Here is a 15820-nt window from a genome sequence, read left to right as displayed (position 1 = left end):
CCGCTCCGCCTCAGGCAGCGGGCGCTTCAGGAACGCAGCTTCGCGGGCCACGTGGCCGGACCCGAGCGACGGGGGGGGGCCGGGGGGGGGGGCCGGGGGCCCCTTTGGTCCCGCCTGGGGGGGGGGCGGGGGGCGCGCGCCCCGCCGCCCCCCCCCCCCCCCCCCCCCCCCCCCCCCCCCCCGCCCGCGGGTCCCCCCCCCCCCCCCGGCCGCCCCCCCCCCCCCCCCCCCCCCGCCGCCGCCCCCGCCCCGCCCCCCCGGGCCCCGCGGGGCGCTTTTCTCCCCCCGCGGCCCCCGCCCTCCCCCCGGCCCCCCGCGCCCCCCCCCCCCCCCGCCCCCCCCCTTGCCCCCCCCCCCCCCCCCCCCCCCCCCCCCCCCCCCCCCCCCCCCCCCCCCCCCCCCCCCGCCCCCCGCCCCCGCCCCCCCCCCCCCCCCCCCCGCCCCCCGCGCCCCCCCGGGGGGCGCCGCCCCTTGGCCCCCCCGGTCCCTCGCGGGGGCCCCCCCCCCCCCCCCCCCCCCCCCCCCCCCCCCCCCCCGCCCCCCCCCCCCCCCCCCCCCCCCCCCCCCGCGGCGGGCCCCCCGCCCCCCCCCCCCCCCCCCCCCCCCCCCCCCCCCCCCCCCCCCCGCCCCGCCCCGCCCCCCCCCCCCCCCCCCCCCCCCCCCCCCCCCCGCCCCCCCCCCCCCCCCCCCCCCCCCCCCCCCCCCCCCCCCCGCCCCCCCCCCGGGGGCCCGGGCCCCCCCCCCCCCCCCCCGCCGCCCCCCCCCGGCCCGCGCCCGCCCCCCCCCCCCCGCGCCCCCCGCGGGCTGCCCCCCCCCCCCCCCCCCCCCCCCCCCCCCGGGGCCCCCCCGGGGGGCCCCCGCCCCCCCCCCCCCCCCCCCCCCCCCCCCCCCCCCCCCCCCCCCCCCCCCCCCGCCCGGCCCGCCACCACCCCGCCCGCCCCCCCCCCGCCCCCCCCCCCCCCCCCCCCCCCCCCCCCGCGCCCCCCCCCCCCCCCCCCCCCCCCCCCCCCCCCCCCCCCCCCCCCCCCCCCCCCCCCCCCCCCGCCCCCCGCCCCGCCGCCCCCCCACCCCCCCCGCCCCCCCTCCCCCCCCCCCCCCCCCCCCCCCCCCCCCCTGCCCCCCCCCCGGCCCGGGGGGCGGCCCCGGGGCGGCCCCCCCCCCCCCCTTCCCCCCCCCCCCCCGCCCCCCCCCCCCGCCCCCCGCCGCCCCCCCCCCCCCCCCCCCCCCCCCCCCCCCCGCGCCCCGGCCCCCCCCCCCCCCCCCGCCCCCCCGGGCCCCCGCCCCCCCGCCCCCCGGGCCCGCTGCCGCCCGCGCCCGCCGGTCCCGCCCCCCCCCCCCCCTCCCCTCCCCCCCCCCCCCCCCCCCCCCCCCCCCCCCCCCCCCCCCCCCCCCCCCCCCCCCCCCCCCCCCCCCCCCCCCCCCCCCCCCCCCCCCCCCCCCCCCCCCCCCCCCCCCCCCCCCCCCCCCCCCCCCGGCGCCAGGGCAGCGGGTTCTGCTGGAAGAACTCCCACATCTCGTCGTTGGCCGACAGCTCGGTGTTCGGCGTGCCAAACAGGCAGGTCGGCTGACCCGGCCAGCAGTGGCCCATGCCCTCGTGGGTGCACAGGGTGACGCTGACGTCGGCGTCGCAGATGTCGTGGGTCTTGCACGAGGTGCCGCCATTCTTCTTGGTGGGGATCGCGGCGCCGATGCAGCCGTCGCGCTCGGCCCACTCGTCGAAGGTCTGCGGGGCGCTGATGAAGGCGCCGCCGTTGCCGCCGCCGGTGTAGATGACGAGGACATCGGCGGTGCCGTTGAACATGAGCAGCGGGACCGGTCGGCTCGGCTTGCAGTCGTCCATGCCGTTGACGGCCGAGACCGGGGCGAAGGCGGCGAACAGGTCGGCGGCCTCGCAGGCCAGGCGGTGGGTCATGAAGCCGCCGTTCGACATGCCGGTGGCGTAGATCCGCCTGGGGTCGATGCACAGCTTGGTCTGCAGCTCGGCCACGAGGGCGCGCACGAAGCCGACGTCGTCGACGTTGTCGGTGGCCGCCGTGCCGCAGCAGTCGCCCGCGTTCCACGAGCTGCCGGTGCCGTCGGGGTACACGAGGATGAAGCCGGCCTCGTCGGACTTCGGCGTCATGCCCGAGAAGTCGGCCTCCTGCTTGCCGTTGCCGAGGTAGCCGTGGAAGTTGAACACCAGCGGCGTGGGCTCATCGAGCTTGGCGCTCGCGGGCACGTGCAGGAAGGCCGTGCGCTTGACGCCGTCGTGGACGATCTCGAGGTCGTGGTCGCCGGGCTCGAAGGCGGCGGGCGGGCAGGCCGGCGCGGCGGTGGTCGTGTCGTCGCCGCCGCTGCTGGTGCTCAGGTCGGTGGTCGCGGTGGTCGTGCCTGGACCCGGGCCGGTGCTCGCGTCGCCCGAGATCGAGCCGCCAGTGCTCGCGGGCTCGCCCGTCGTCGGGCTGGTCGGCGACGTGGTGTCAGCGGTGCCGGTGGCCGCGGTCTCATCGCCGCCGCTGCTGCTGCTGCCGGTGTCGCTGCCCTCCGCGCTCTTGTTGCAGGCGACGCCGAGGAGGATGAGGGTCAGGCCGAGGGATCGCATGATCGCGCATCATATCTGGTCGCCCCCGGAGAGGGAGGCGGGCCGGACGCGGCCCCCGGCGGCACCGACTGCGGCATCACAGGCGGACGGTCGGGGCCGGGCCGTGCCAGGTCGGGGCCTCGCTGTCCTCGCTGGTCTCGGTGTTGAGGGCGGCCTGCAGCGCCTGCACCGACGGGAAGCGGGCGGACGGGGTCTTCTCGAGGGCGCGGGTGATCACGCTGTCCCACACCGCCGGGATGTCGGGCCGGAGCTGACGCGGCGGGGTCACCGGGTCCTGACAGTGGGCCAGGCCGACCGAGATCGGTGTGTCGCCACGGAACGGCGGGCGCCCAGTGAGCGCGTGGTAGAGCACCGCGCCGAGCGCGTAGACATCGGTGCGAGCGTCGACCGCCCCGCCCCGCACCTGCTCGGGCGCCATGTACTCGGGGGTGCCGACGATCATGTTGGTCGCGGTCATGCCGGCCTGCAGGTCGCCGCGGGCGATGCCGAAGTCGATGAGCTTGACCCGGTCGTTGGCGTCGATGAGGACGTTGGCCGGCTTCAGGTCGCGGTGGATGATGCCGACGGCATGCGCGGCGCTCAGGCCCTCGCACAGCTGGGCGACGAGCGGCCGCAGCTGGGCGGGCGTGAGGGTGCCGAGGCGCTGGATGCGGGCGCTGAGGCTCTCACCGGCGACGTACTCCATCGACACGAAGAGCAGGCCGTGCTCCTCGCCGAGGTCGTGCATACGCACGACGTTGGGGTGGGAGATCCGCCGGGCCAGGCTGGCCTCGCGGCGCAGACGATCGGCCGAGCCCGGGTCGAGCAGCGCCATGCCGGCGATCACCTTGAGCGCGACCGACTCGCCGAGCTGCTCGTCGCGCGCGAGGTAGACGGCACCCATGCCGCCGGCGCCGAGCGGCCGCTCGATGACGAAGCGCCCCGCGACCTTGGTGCCGGCCCGCATCTTCCCGCTGGCGAGGCTGCCGGCCTCCTCGATGACGGCGGGACGAGACCCCGACCCCGCGGGAGCCGACATGGCGGCGATGCTCTGGGTAGCCAGGCGGTTGATCTTGGCGTTGAGCTCGAAGTCGACGTTGCAGACGATCGTCTCGAGGTTGCGGATGCGCTGCTCGAGCTCGGCGCGCTGCGCCTCGAGGGCCTTGAGCTCGGGCCCCGGCGGCAGCGCTCGCTGCAGGCCGTGGCCCTGCTCCAGCTGCTTCATCTTCAGCTCATGGGCGTACTTGAGGTAACGCAGAGCGACGATCGATCCGAAGATCGAGGAGAAGATGATGAAGGGGATGAGGATCTCGGCCACATCATCCTTGACGCGGGCGAGATCTCGCCCGCGGGGCCGCGCCTAGACCTTCTCGCCGCGGGCCCGGATCTCGGCCAGCACGGACTCGATGCCGCGCTTGTCGATGATCTTCATGCCGTGGCAGCTGACGCGCAGCGAGACGAAGCGGTTCTCGCTCGGCACCCAGTAGCGCTTGCCGTGCAGGTTGGGCATCGTGCGGCGCTTGGTCCGGATGTGCGAGTGAGACACGTTCATCCCCGAGAGGGGGCGCTTACCGGTGACCTGGCAGACTTGCGACATGGCTAGGGGCCTTCGTGAGGAGGCGGGAGATAAGCATCGGAGCGCCTGGAGTGTCAAGTCGCGGCCAGACAGGCGCCACAAAGGCCATGAGCGCATCCGCACCCGCACATCGCGGGCCGCTTCGGGCGTGGAGCCGCGGCCAGGTCAGGGCCAGCGTGGGCGGTGTTACCTTCCCTGCACCCAGGATGGGGCGGCTGTCCGCGATCGCGGCGCCGGCCCGCCCGAGAACCAAATCCTCCCCATTTTTGCGTGGCGGCACGCAGGACACGCCGCAGGAGCCTCGATGACAACCACGACTTACACCCCGCGCGAGTACAAGGCCAACGACTACTCCGGCCTCAGGGGCCTGCACGGCATCACGGACGAGCAGATCGAGGTCCACCTCAAGCTCTACAACGGCTACGTCAACCGCACCAACGCGCTGCTGGCCAAGGTCGCGAAGATGGCGAACGAGGGGCTGCACGCGGACTCCAGCTACCAGGAGCTCAAGCGTCGGGCCGGCTGGGAGTGGAACGGCATGCGCCTGCACGAGTACTACTTCGACAACCTCGGCGCGGGCGCCGGTCCGCTCGCCGCCACGAACGCCTTCGCCGACGCGGTGACGGCCCAGTTCGGCAGCGTCGACGCGTGGAAGGCCGACCTGATGGGCGTGGCCAAGATGCCGGGCGTGGGCTGGGCGATCACCTACCACGACGCGAAGAACGGGCAGATCTGGAACCAGTGGATCAATCAGCACGAGGTCGGGCACCCGTCGGGCGCCACGGCGCTGCTGGTCCTCGACGTGTGGGAGCACGCGTTCTCGGTGTACCGCAAGCCCACCGACCGCCCGGCCTACCTCGAGGACTTCTTCGCCAACGTGCGCTGGGACGTCGTCGGCAAGCGACTCGGCTGATCGCGCCGCGCACGAGCAAGGCCGCCCTCGCTGTCGCGGGGCGGCCTTTGTTGTTTGGTCTGCGAGCAGCTCAGGGGTTGGCGCCGTCGTCGATCCACTGCTTGATCGTGGCGATCTGCTCCGGGGTGACCGAGCCCGAGAGCGGCATCTTGGAGCCGCCGCCGCCGGCCTCGGCCTGGGTGCCCTCGAGCTTGTTGATGATGTAGCTTGCGGTTGAGTCGCCCGCGGTGACGAAGTTCACGGTCGGGGCGCCGCCCGCCTTGACGCCGAGCATCGCGGCGAGGGCGGTGGCCGCGTCGTCGCCCATGACGAGGCTGCCGGAACCCGCGACGTGGTGACAGCTGCAGATCGGATCGAGGATCGGGCCCCAGACGTCGGTCGCGAAGCTGAGCGGGCCGCTGGCGGTGGTTGTGTCGTCCGTGGTGGTCGGCGTGTCGGTGGTGGTTGGGTCGGTGGCCGAGGCGTCGCTCGTCGCGGCGTCGCTGGTCGAGCCCTCGTCGCTGGTGGTCTTGTCGCCGCCGTCGCAGGCCGGGAGGGCGAGGATCGTGGCGAGGATCGTGGCGGTCGCGGAGAATTTCATGGTCTCAGGTCCTTCAGGTGAATGGGTCCAGGCTTGGCGCGCAGGAAGTGCAGGAGGGTCTCACGGGAGGGCGCCCTCGTCGATCCACTGGGCGATCAGATCTATCGTCGCCTGCGGGAGCGGGGCGGCGCCCTTCGGCATCTGGCTGCCACCACCGCCGACGTCGAGCTGGGTGCCGTTGATCTTGTGCCAGAGGTAACTCGTGGTGTGGTCGCCGGGCTCGACGCGGGCGATCGGGGCGCCATTGGCCGCCTTGCCGACCAGGTTCATGTACGCGTCCGCGACCGTGCCCATCTTCAGCCCGCCCGAGCCCGGGGTGTGGCAGTCGCAGCTCACGGGCGGGTTCAACACCGGGTAGACGTCGGCGGCGAAGCTCAGGCCCTCCACGCCGGTGGTCGTGTCCGGGCCGGTGCTGCTCACGACACCCGTGGTGGTCGCGTCGGGGCCGGTGCTGCCGACCTCGGTGGTGGCGGCGGTGGTCGGGTCGGTGGTCGCGTCGGTGGTCGCGTCGGTGGTCGCGTCCGCGGTGGTGTCGGGCGCCCCGGTTGTGGGCGTGTCGGTGGCGCCACTGGTGCTCTGCGCCCCGGTGGAGGCCGACGTGGTGGTGAGGGCGTCGGTGTCGCCCTTGTCGTCCCCGCAGGCGGTGAAGGAGAGCGTCGCGGCCACGAGGAGGAGAGCGCTACGAATTGTCATGATTTGGATCCGTATCGAGGACAAGGCCAGGGCCGACGCTGAGGTCGGCCTGGCATCTTACCGAGATCAGGCCGCGTCGGGCCCGCGGTCTGCCGCCTGCGAGCGACGGCGCCGGGATCGTGACGACGTCGCTGGGTGAACGTGCGCGTGCGATCAGGGCAGCGCGCCGCCGTCGATCCAGCTCTTGATCGTGGCGAGATCGCCGGGCGGCAAGCCGCCCACGGGCATCTGGCTGCCGCTGCCGCCGACGTCGACCTGCGTGTTGTTGAGCTTGTGCCAGAGATAGCTGCCATCGCTGTCGCCGGCGGCGACACGCGAGAGCGCGGGCGCGCCGACCGACATCACGCCGACGAGCTGGCTGTACGACATCGCGGGGCTGAGATCGAGACCGGAGGTGAGGAAGCCGCCGCCGCCGGGCTCGTGACAGCCGATGACGCAGCGCGCGTCCCACAGCGGCTGGACGTCGGCGGTGTAGCTGACGACGCCGGGGCCGGTGGTGGGCGCGTCGGTGGTGGGCGCGTCGGTGGTGGGCGCGGTGGTTTGCTCCTCACCGGTGCTGCCGGCGCTTGGGTCGGTGGCGGTGGTGGTGGCCGCGTCGGTGGCGTTGCTGTCCGTGCCGGTGCCGCTGTCGCCGCAGCCGGTGGCGAGCACGATCGCGGCGAAGGCGAGGGTCCTCAGCGGACGGACGTCGGTGACACAGGGGCGAGAAACAAGGTTCATGGTCGGCGACCGATACCACCCTTGCTGTCCGGCGATCAAGCCGGCGAGGCGGTGGCAAAACAGGTCAACAGCAGCGTGTATTCGCCTGCGCGGGGCGTGTCTCGCGGCGCTAATTCATGGCCTGGGGGATGGCCAGGACGAAGGGTTCGATGCGGGCCTCGAAGCAGCGGCCGTCGGGGCGCAGCATCATGTAGCTGCCGTGCATCGCGCCGTGCGGGGTCTCGAGCACGCACCCGCTGGTGTACTCGAACGAGTCGCCGGGGTGGAGCAGCGGCTGGGAGCCGACGACGCCCTCGCCCTCGACCTCACGCACGCCGCCGGTGGCGTCGGTGATGATCCAGTGGCGCCGACGCAGCTGCGCCGGGTCGCGGCCCTCGTTCGAGATCTTGATCGTGTAGGCGAACACGAAGCGGGCGGGCTCCGATTGCTCTTGCACGTAGCGCGAGCGGACGACGACGCGGATCCCCTGAGTCTCGGCGGTGCTGGACACCTGCACGCCATACCCAAACCACCCGCGGGTGCGCAAGCCCCTCGCGCCATCACGACGGATCGGTCGCCTCGCCGTCGGGACCGCGACCGCGGGCGCGGTGGTACGCGAGCACCTGGGCGGCGAGGCTGGCGCGGTCGATCGGCGGGGCGTCGACGGCGGCGTCGGCGTCACGCACGGGCTCGTCGTGGAAGCGCCCGGGCAGCTGGTCCTCGGCGAGGGTCCAGCCCTCACGCAGGTTGAAGGCGTGGCGCAGGCCGGCGATCGTCGCCACGGCGCGGCGCAGGCTGGCCTCGTCGAAGGGCAAGCCGGTGACCATGCGCAGCAGCTCGGCGCCCTCGCGCCACGGCTCGGGCACGGCGCCACGCAGGAACTTGCAGAGGATCAGCGAGTCGAGCAGGGTCGCGTGGTCCTCGGTCTCGATCACGAGCGCGGGCGCGCGCGCGGGGTCGGCGTGGTAGCGATCGACGCCGGGGCGCAGGTCGGCCTGGTAGGCGCCGCTGCGGTTGTGGTCGGCGCCGCGGCTGGCGACGCACAGGCCGAGCGCCAGGGTCTGCATCGCCCGCGGCTCGTAGCCGGGGAGCTCGAGGCCCTTCACGTGGCAGGCGAAGGCCGCGCTGCCGCCACCGATCAGCTCGGCGGCGCGGCGGGTGCCCTCGGCCAGGAGATCGCCGGGGCCGTCACGGCGGGCGATGCGGGCGAGCCAGGGCACGAGGTCGTCGCCGAAGCGCAGCGGCCAATCGAGGAGGCCGCGCTCGCAGCACTCCATCGCGAAGGCGAGCGAGCCGCCGGCGGAGATCGTGTCGAGGCCGAGCTCGTCGCAGGCCCGGGCGGCGGCGAGGAGGCGGGCGGGGTCGTCGACGCCGCACAGCGGGCCGAGGGCGAACTGGGTCTCGTACTCGAGGCGCTGGCCGCCGTAGCGGTGGTCGCAGCCGATCGTGCAGCCGGCGCAGCCGGCCCGGGTGTGTTCGCCGGCGCTGGCGAGCCCGGCGGGCGCGAGTCGCTTCGCTCTGGCCGCGCCGATCGCCGCGGCCTGGAAGTTGCGCGACGGCAGGATGCGCAGGCGGTCGAAGGTCTCGAGGTTGCTGGCGGTGCCGAGGCGCCGATACTTGTCGGTGCTCACACCCTGGCTGCGCGCGGCGAGGTCGCGGGCCCGGGCGCGCACGGCCGCGGGGTCGGCGACGCCGGCGACGGCCTCGCCGCGCACGGTGATCGCCTTGATCTTCTTGGCCCCGAGGACGGCCCCGGCGCCGCCGCGTCCGGCGTGGCGGCCGTCGTTGGACACGGTGGCGTAGCGGACCAGGGCCTCACCGGCGGGGCCGATCGCGGAGACATGGCTGGCGACACCTGTCCTCTGGAACATGTCCGAAACAGCAGCCGCAGAGAGGCCGGCGAGCTCGGGGCAGGGCGCGACGCGGCAGCGCTGCGGGTCCTCGTCGAGGTGCAGGGTCGAGAGCTGGCCCAGGGCGCCGCGGATGACGACGGCGTCGACGCCGAGGCGCTTGGCGGCGAGGGCGAAGCGCGAGGAGCTGAGGCCGTCGCAGATGCGGCCGGTCAGCGGGCTCTTGCACACCAGGGCGAACTTGGCGGTGGTGGTGAGGGGGGTGCCGAGCAGCGGGCTGAAGACGTAGAGGATCGGCGCCGCGGGGGCGAGCGGGTCGACGCCGGCGGGGGCGAAGCGGAGCAGCAACCACGCGCCGAGGCCGACGCCGCCGATGCACTCGCGGTAGACGGACTCGGGCAGGGGCTGGCGCTCGGCGCGGACGCGGTCGCCGTCGAGGTCGACGAGCAAGATCTGGCCGAAGTTGCCGAACACGCGGCCCATCATGCGGCCGATCTCGCGGCCGATCTCGTGGTCGATCGCGCAAGCGATCGCACGAGGGCGATCAGGACGAGCTTCGGAGCGCATGGCCCAGCGAGCGAAGGTCCCACGAGGGCGATCAGCCGCCGGCCTGGGCGGAGATCAGGACGAGCACGGCGCCGTCGGGGATCTGGGCCTCGGGGTCGGTGAGGAGGTCGCGGCCGTCGACGGCGAGCAGGGCGTGCTCGCTGAGGCCGCCGTCGCGGAGGATGTCGGGCACCAGGCCGGGCAGCGCGGCGGCCAGCGCGGCGAGCAGCTCGCGCAGGCGGCCCGGGGCGAGCTCACAGCGCTCGGCCCCCGCGCGCAGGCGGGGCAGGCCGTAGAGCTCGACGGTGACCACGCCTACTCGGCGAAGTCGTCGACGACGACGAAGGCGTCGGCTTCGGCTGCATCGACCGCCGGGACGGGCGCGGGCGCGTCGAGGACCTTGGTGAGCTCGGGGTGCTCGGGGAGGCTGTCGAGGGTCCAGTCGTGGCGGCTGTAGTAGAGGACCTTGCGGCTCTTGTTGCTGAGCTCGAGGCACAGCTGGAACGGGGCCGGTGCCTCGCCCTCGCAGTCCCACACGCGGACGCCGAGGTCGAGGCGCTTGCGGTCCTGCGGGAGCAGGAGGGTGAGGCGGTCGTCCTCGCGGGACCAGCGGAAGATCTCGATGAAGTGGCGCCACTGCGAGCTCTTGCCGAAGGCGCCGAAGCGATCGCGGCCGTCCTCGACGAGCACGAGGTGGTTGATCATGTCGCGGTCGTCCTTGGGGAGCCGCTCGATCCACACCTGGTTGGCGAGGCGCTGGGCCGAGAGCGAGTCGTCGCCCAGCAAGGCGCTGCCGAGCTTGTAGGTGCCGAGGACGAGGGTGCCAACGGTGGCGAGTGCGACGAGGGTGCGAGTGTTGCTGCGTGCCATCGCCGGCGAGGATGCCAGCGCGGGCACGCCGCGTCTACAGACCGCGGGCAACCTCGAGCACACGTGCAGCCGACGGGCGCCGGTAGAACTTCTCGCCGTCGTCCTCATAGAACACGACGCTGCGGTCGGGGCGGATCACGAAGGTGCCGGCGAGGCCGATCTCAGCCTCGCTGTCCCAGTGCTTGTAGGCCCGCAGCAGCGCGCCCTTCGGGTCGCTGAGGATCGGGAAGCGCAGCTGCTTGCGCTCGACGATCGTGCGCGCTCCGTCCATGTCGTCGGCCGAGACGGCGGCGACCTGCACGCCCATGGCGGTGAACTCCGCGAGGTGGTCCTGCAGCTGCCCGAGCTGCGCGCGACAGAAGGGTCACCAGTGACCGCGGTAGAGCACCAGCACGAGGCCCTTGGGGCCCATCAGCGAGGCGAGGCTGCGCTCGGCGCCGGTGGCGTCGGGGAGCTTGAAGTCGGGGGCGACGGGGAAGGGGGGCGGCGCCTCCATGCCGTTGCGTCGCGGGGCGGCGCCCGGTGCTGTTGCGCAGGCGCTGATGCTGGCGGCCACGCTGAGGCAGAGGCCGAGCGAGAGCCCGACGATGAGACCGCGCCCCCATTGAGCGGGGTGGTGGCGCTGGACGTCGCGAGGGGGTCGCGCGGGGAGAGGCGGCGAGGCACGAGGTGAGCTTGCGACGACGCACCGGCCCGTGGGAGTGAGCGAGACACCGGCGGGCAGCGTAGCGGGAAGCGCATGTGGGCAGCAACCGGGAAGCGGTGGCTGAGGTAGGATCGCCGGTCATGGCGCGCGGGAGCGGTGAGGTGCGGGCGCGGAGCGGGGGCGCGGGGCCGGACTACGCCACGCCGCTGACGCCGATCACGCCGATCACGGGGTGACACGCCGCAGCCCGCGGGGGCGAGGCCGGAGGACACGCCGAGCCACCAGACGCCGATGGCGTCGGCACCGACGCCGATCGAGGGCGACGCGGGTGAGGTCGGCGCGGTGCCGGCGGAGGCCGAGACGACGCCGGCGTACATCGGCCGCTTTCAGGTGATCCGTCGCCTCGGCTCGGGCGGGATGGGGGTGGTGTACGCGGCGTGGGATGAGGCGCTCAACCGCAAGGTCGCGCTCAAGGTGCTGCGCACGCGGACGGGCCCGAGCAAGCGCGACACGGGGCGCAAGCGGCTGCAACGCGAGGCCCAGGCGATGGCGAAGCTGTCGCACCCGAACGTGGTCGCGATCTACGACGTGGGGGTGCTCGACGAGCAGATCTTCCTGGCGATGGAGTTCGTGAAGGGGGTGACGCTGACACGCTGGCTGCGGGCCGAGCGGCGCAGCTGGCGAGACGTGCTGGGGTGTTCGTGCAGGCCGGGCGCGGGCTGGCGGCGGCGCACCGGGCCGGCATCATCCACCGCGACTTCAAGCCCGACAACGTGCTGATCGACGGCGACAACCGGGTGCGGGTGGTGGACTTCGGGCTCGCGCGGGCCGACGGCGGGTCGGGTCTGTTCCCGCGGCCCGACACCTACGAGGCGATCCCGCAGAAGCCGAGCAACAGCATGCTCGACATGCGCATCACCAGGACCGGCGGCATGACCGGGACGCCGGCGTACATGGCCCCGGAGCAGTATCTGGGCCAGCCGACCGACGCGCGCACCGACCAGTTCAGCTTCTGCGTCGCGCTGTTCGAGGGGCTCTACGGGGTGCGGCCCTTCGTCGGCGAGCGCGTCGCGGTGGTCCGTGAGGCGGTGCTCGCCGGTCAGATCCAGGATGTCCCGAAGGACAGCGACGTCCCGGCCTGGCTACTGCGGCTGCTCGCGCGCGGCTTGATGGTCCGCCCGGGCGAACGCTGGCGCTCGATGGACGACCTGCTGGCCCAGCTCGGCAGCGACCCGCGCCCGCCGGTGCGCCGCTGGCTGCTCGTCGGCGGCGGGGTCGTGCTCGCCGGCGTGGCCGCGGCTGCAGCCTTCACGCTCGCGCCGGTGCACCCGATCGCGGCGCCGACAACCTCGGCGCTGGCGCTGTGCGACGTCGACGCGGTGCTGGCGGGGGTGTGGGACGACACGCGGCGGCAGGCGGTCGCGGCGGCGCTGCGCGACGCGCAGGCGTCCGAGCTGCAGGCGCGTCGGGTCGCCGCGGTGCTGGAGCTCCGCGTCGAGGAGTGGCGGGAGATGGTGCGCCAGACCTGCGCGCAGGCGCAGTCGGGCGCACGCGCGCCGGCCGAGCCGGTCGCGGCGTGCCTGCGTCGGCGCCTCGCGGGGCTGCGGGGGCTCTCCGATGCGCTGCTGCGGGCGCCGAAGGAGGCCGCCTCGCGCGGGCTGGTGGCCGCGTGGTCGCTGCCACCGGCGACCAGCTGCGCCGACGCGCGGTGGCCGAAGGAGGCGCCGTGGCATCAGGTCGACGAGCGACCGCTGGCGGAGCTCGACCGCGCCGGCGTGCTGGGTGCGCTGGGTGATGTGGCCGGGGCGCTGGCGCTGGCGCGGGGGCTCGCGATCACGGCGCGCGAGCAGGGCGACCTGCCGCTGCAGGCCGAGGCGCTGCACCGTCAGGCCGCGCTCGAGCGGGCCGCGGGCGACCCGGCGGCGGCGGAGCGCAGCCTGCTGACGGCGCTGTGGGCGGCCGAGGCGAGCCACCAGGACGAGCTGGTGATCGACAGCGAGACGCTGCTGCTCGAGGTGCTCGGCGACCTCGGCCGCGACGACGAGGCGATCGCGCTGTGGCAGCGGCTGACCGCGGTGCTGCAGCGACGCAGCGACGACGGCCGGCGCGAGTCGGCCGCGCTGCACGCGATCGGGCGCCTGCTGCTGCGCCGCGGGCGACACGCGGAGGCCGCGACCCAGCTGGCGCTGGCGCTGCGGCTCGGCGAGCGCAGCCTGAGCCCCGAGCACCCGCAGGTCGGCCGCCTGCTCCTCGACCTCGCGCTCGCGCAGGCGCGGCTGGGGGCGCACGACGAGGCGGCGCGCCAGCTCGACCGGGCGGTGCAGCTGCTGCGCGCGGCGCTGCCGAACGACGACCCGGCGCTGGTCCAGGCCCACCTGGCGCGGGCCGAGGTCGAGCGTCGACGCGGCCGGCTGCGCGAGGCCGCGGCCGACTACGAGCTGGCGGAGTCGCTGCTGGTCGCTAGCGGGGCGCAGGGGCGCGAGCCGATGGCGCTGGCGCAGCTCGGGCTCGCCGAGGTGGCGCGCGCGCAGGAGCGCTGGCCAGCGGCGGAGGCCGGGTTCACGCGGGCGCTGCAGATCCGCGAGCGGCTGCACGGCGCGGCCGACCCGTCGCTGATCGAGCCGCTGATCGGCCAGTGCATCGCGGCGACCGGACGCGGCGCGCACGACCAGGCGATCGCCAGCTGCCGGCGGGCGCTGGAGATCTCCGGACGACCGAGCGGCGCGGCCGGGGTCGGCGCGGCCCGCCTGGCCCTCGCCCGCGCGCTGTGGGCCCAGGCGGCGAGCACCGCCACGGCGACGCCCTCGGTGCGCACGCAGATCCTCGGGCTCGCGCGCGCCGGCCTGGCCGAGCTGCAGGCCGCCGACCACCCGGACTCGCGGGCGATCGCCGAGGCGGCCGACTGGATCGCCGGCCGCAGCGGGCAATGACCCTTCGGCCATGTTCGTTGGGACATGTCCTCAAGGACTGGTACCATCACGGACGGGTGCCATCACGGACGGGTGCCATCACGGACGGGTGAAGAACACCGGCAGCGAGGGGCGCACGTCGACGGCGCGCTCGAGCGCGGCGACCTCGGCCGCGAGCGCCGTGAACAACCCGGGCCAGTCGACGGCGGCCGGGTCGGCGGCCGGGCTTCGCGTCAGCAGGCGGGTGTAGATCTCGCCGAAGTAGGTCATCTCGGCCCCGGACTCGCAGCCGAAGCTGGTGCGGTCGAAGCGGGCCGAGGCGATCGCGGTCAGGTTCGGGACATCGGTGATCGCGTCGGCCCGCAGCTCCGCCCGCGCGGCGTCGAGGAAGCCGCCGCTGTGGCAGGCTTGGAGCACCACCAGCTTGGGCGTGGCCGCGGGGAAGGCCCGCAGCAGCCCGCGCAGCAGCCGCGGCGAGAGCACGAGGTCATCGGGGTCGGCGCCGCGACGCATCGCCATGGCCAGCGGCCCGGGCTCGGCGCCGCGGCCGAGACCGGCGCCCATCTGGATGACGTACTGGTCGAAGAGGTCGCGCTCGCCGGGGAGCAAGCTGTCCTTTGGGACATCCGGCGGCATGATGTCGGCGTCGCCGTGGCTGGTGATGTAGAGGTAGAGGGAGGGCAGCGGGCGCGCTGCCTGCTGGCGCAGGTGGGCGCGCAGGACCGCGGTTGAGGCGGGGTAGCAGGCGCGCAGCTCGGCGGCGAGGCGTCGGTACTGGCGTCGGTCGGCGCGCAGCTCGGCCGGCCCGGGCCGGGCCCAGTAGCAGGCGATCTCGTCGGGGGTGAGGCCGCGGTCGAGCCACAGGCGCCGCTGGGCGACGACCTCGGCGGCGAAGTTGGCGACTTCGGTGCCGCCGGCGACGAGGAAGACGCGGGTGCGCGGCGGCAGCGGGGCGGCGTTGTAGGGCCGCGCGAGCAGCTGCCGCCCGGCGCAGCCCGGCAGCCCGGCGGCCGCGACGAGCGACGCGACGGCCCACCAGCCCGTGACCCGCCGACACACCGCGAGCACGACGCCCAGCAGCGCCGCCGCGACGGCCACCAGGGCGGCCATCCGCAGACGCGCCATCGCCCGGGCTCAGCCGAGGCCGGCGAGGAAGGCGGTGAGCAGCGCGGCGGACTCGCGGCTACGCTCGACCGGCACGTAGTGACCGGCGCCGTGGAGCTCGGCGAGCCGCGCCCCGGCGATGCGACCGACGATCGCCGCCTGCAGGAACGCCGCCGGGAGGAAGGGGTCGTCGGTGGCGACCACCAGGGTGTGGGCCGTGACCGCGGCGAGGGCGTCGCCGAAGTCGGCGCCGCGCCAGGCCTCGAAGGCCTCGGCGATGCAGCCCGCCGGCACGGTGGCGGCGGCGGCGAGCAGGCGCTCGCGACCGACGTCCGAGAGGTTGGTGCAGGCCATGCCGAGGATCGCCGCGTGGGCGCCGGCGTTGTTGGCGTTGCGGAACAGCTCGAGCGCCTGCTCGGGGAAGCCGGGCATGCCGGAGGCGGGCACCGGGCAGTAGAGCAGCATGCCGTCGACGCGGGCGGGCGCGTGGGCGGCGATCCACTGCGAGATCGTCCCGCCCATGCTGTGGCCGACGAGCACGAAGCTGCGGGCGTCGAGGTCGTCGGCGAGGCCGAGGATGTCGCGGCCGTAGCGTTCGATGGTGTAGCCGCTGGCTGGCTTGTCCGAGTCGCCCGCGCCGCGCAGGTCGGGCACGACCAGGCGGACGCCGGAGAGGTCGAGGGCGGCGACGAGGTCGTCCCACACGCGACCAGAGACCATCCAGCCGTGCACGAGGATCACCGTGCGCGGCCCGTCGCCGAGCACCCGATACGCAAGCTTCACACCGTCGTTTGTCGTCGTCACCGTCTCACCTCCGAGCGGGAGCGATGATACCGACTTCGGCCCCGTTGCACAGGGGCACCGGGGCACCGCG

At 75.2% G+C, this 15820-nt stretch carries 15 protein-coding genes and 2 pseudogenes; 3 read left to right on the top strand and 14 right to left on the bottom strand.

The features are described from left to right. Positions 1 to 10 precede the first annotated feature (10 nt). From IPJ59_RS38730 to rpmB, 3 genes are all read right to left on the bottom strand, one after another. Positions 11 to 2581, bottom strand: coding sequence for an extracellular catalytic domain type 1 short-chain-length polyhydroxyalkanoate depolymerase (locus IPJ59_RS38730; protein ID WP_463673372.1), 2571 nt, complete (start codon positions 2579 to 2581; stop codon positions 11 to 13). Between the two features lie 76 nt (positions 2582 to 2657). Beyond that, entirely contained in the window at positions 2658 to 3878 is a 1221-nt protein-coding gene (locus tag IPJ59_RS19155) for a serine/threonine-protein kinase (protein ID WP_293253206.1), read from the bottom strand. A gap of 42 nt (positions 3879 to 3920) precedes the next feature. Next, on the bottom strand, positions 3921 to 4157 hold the full coding sequence (gene rpmB, locus IPJ59_RS19150) for a 50S ribosomal protein L28 (protein ID WP_293253203.1): 237 nt from the start codon (positions 4155 to 4157) through the stop codon (positions 3921 to 3923). 283 nt (positions 4158 to 4440) lie between these two features. Here rpmB and IPJ59_RS19145 point away from each other — a divergent pair, with 283 nt between their 5' ends. Beyond that, a complete protein-coding gene (locus IPJ59_RS19145; RefSeq protein ID WP_293253200.1) occupies positions 4441 to 5049 on the top strand; it encodes a superoxide dismutase in 609 nt (202 codons plus the stop codon). A 70-nt stretch (positions 5050 to 5119) separates the two neighbouring features. Here the strand turns inward: IPJ59_RS19145 and IPJ59_RS19140 are convergent, their stop codons facing one another. The 9 genes and pseudogenes from IPJ59_RS19140 to IPJ59_RS19100 all read right to left on the bottom strand — a co-directional run bounded on the left by IPJ59_RS19140 (position 5120) and on the right by IPJ59_RS19100 (position 10843). After that, positions 5120 to 5629, bottom strand: a complete 510-nt coding sequence (locus tag IPJ59_RS19140) for a hypothetical protein (RefSeq protein WP_293272810.1) — start codon at positions 5627 to 5629, stop codon at positions 5120 to 5122. A 60-nt stretch (positions 5630 to 5689) separates the two neighbouring features. Further along, positions 5690 to 6322: a hypothetical protein gene (locus IPJ59_RS19135; RefSeq protein WP_293272809.1), complete on the bottom strand. Its 633-nt coding sequence runs from the start codon at positions 6320 to 6322 to the stop codon at positions 5690 to 5692. Positions 6323 to 6475: 153 nt separating this feature from the next. Further along, complete coding sequence (locus tag IPJ59_RS19130; protein WP_293272808.1) at positions 6476 to 7042, bottom strand: hypothetical protein; 567 nt, start codon at positions 7040 to 7042, stop codon at positions 6476 to 6478. Positions 7043 to 7151: 109 nt separating this feature from the next. Beyond that, positions 7152 to 7532: a Co2+/Mg2+ efflux protein ApaG gene (apaG, locus tag IPJ59_RS19125; RefSeq protein WP_293253191.1), complete on the bottom strand. Its 381-nt coding sequence runs from the start codon at positions 7530 to 7532 to the stop codon at positions 7152 to 7154. 49 nt (positions 7533 to 7581) lie between these two features. Next, positions 7582 to 9438, bottom strand: a complete 1857-nt coding sequence (locus IPJ59_RS19120) for an aldehyde ferredoxin oxidoreductase C-terminal domain-containing protein (protein ID WP_293272807.1) — start codon at positions 9436 to 9438, stop codon at positions 7582 to 7584. A gap of 31 nt (positions 9439 to 9469) precedes the next feature. Beyond that, entirely contained in the window at positions 9470 to 9730 is a 261-nt protein-coding gene (locus IPJ59_RS19115; RefSeq protein ID WP_293272806.1) for a MoaD/ThiS family protein, read from the bottom strand. Positions 9731 to 9732: 2 nt separating this feature from the next. Next, complete coding sequence (locus IPJ59_RS19110) at positions 9733 to 10287, bottom strand: hypothetical protein (protein WP_293272805.1); 555 nt, start codon at positions 10285 to 10287, stop codon at positions 9733 to 9735. 34 nt (positions 10288 to 10321) lie between these two features. After that, a pseudogene (locus IPJ59_RS19105) lies at positions 10322 to 10639 on the bottom strand (redoxin domain-containing protein); the annotation flags it as partial. 12 nt (positions 10640 to 10651) lie between these two features. Continuing rightward, positions 10652 to 10843 carry a thioredoxin domain-containing protein gene (locus IPJ59_RS19100; protein WP_293253180.1) on the bottom strand — a complete coding sequence of 64 codons (192 nt, stop codon included), beginning with the start codon at positions 10841 to 10843 and terminating at the stop codon, positions 10652 to 10654. 486 nt (positions 10844 to 11329) lie between these two features. Here IPJ59_RS19100 and IPJ59_RS19095 point away from each other — a divergent pair. Together IPJ59_RS19095 and IPJ59_RS19090 are read left to right on the top strand one after the other, a co-directional pair. Further along, positions 11330 to 12069, top strand: a pseudogene (locus IPJ59_RS19095) (protein kinase domain-containing protein); the annotation flags it as partial. 33 nt (positions 12070 to 12102) lie between these two features. Further along, the gene (locus IPJ59_RS19090) at positions 12103 to 13863 is read left to right on the top strand and encodes a tetratricopeptide repeat protein (protein WP_366524640.1); all 1761 of its coding nucleotides are present in this window, start codon (positions 12103 to 12105) and stop codon (positions 13861 to 13863) included. Positions 13864 to 13941: 78 nt separating this feature from the next. Here IPJ59_RS19090 and IPJ59_RS19085 read toward each other — a convergent pair whose 3' ends face one another. Then, positions 13942 to 14967, bottom strand: coding sequence for a hypothetical protein (locus IPJ59_RS19085; RefSeq protein ID WP_293253172.1), 1026 nt, complete (start codon positions 14965 to 14967; stop codon positions 13942 to 13944). Between the two features lie 9 nt (positions 14968 to 14976). Beyond that, complete coding sequence (locus IPJ59_RS19080; protein ID WP_293272804.1) at positions 14977 to 15750, bottom strand: alpha/beta fold hydrolase; 774 nt, start codon at positions 15748 to 15750, stop codon at positions 14977 to 14979. Positions 15751 to 15820: the final 70 nt, after the last annotated feature.

This window comes from Nannocystis sp., from assembly GCF_016714285.1.
Classification (GTDB): Bacteria; Myxococcota_A; Polyangia; order Nannocystales; family Nannocystaceae; genus Nannocystis.
This window is presented reverse-complemented; position numbering and strand designations above follow the sequence as displayed.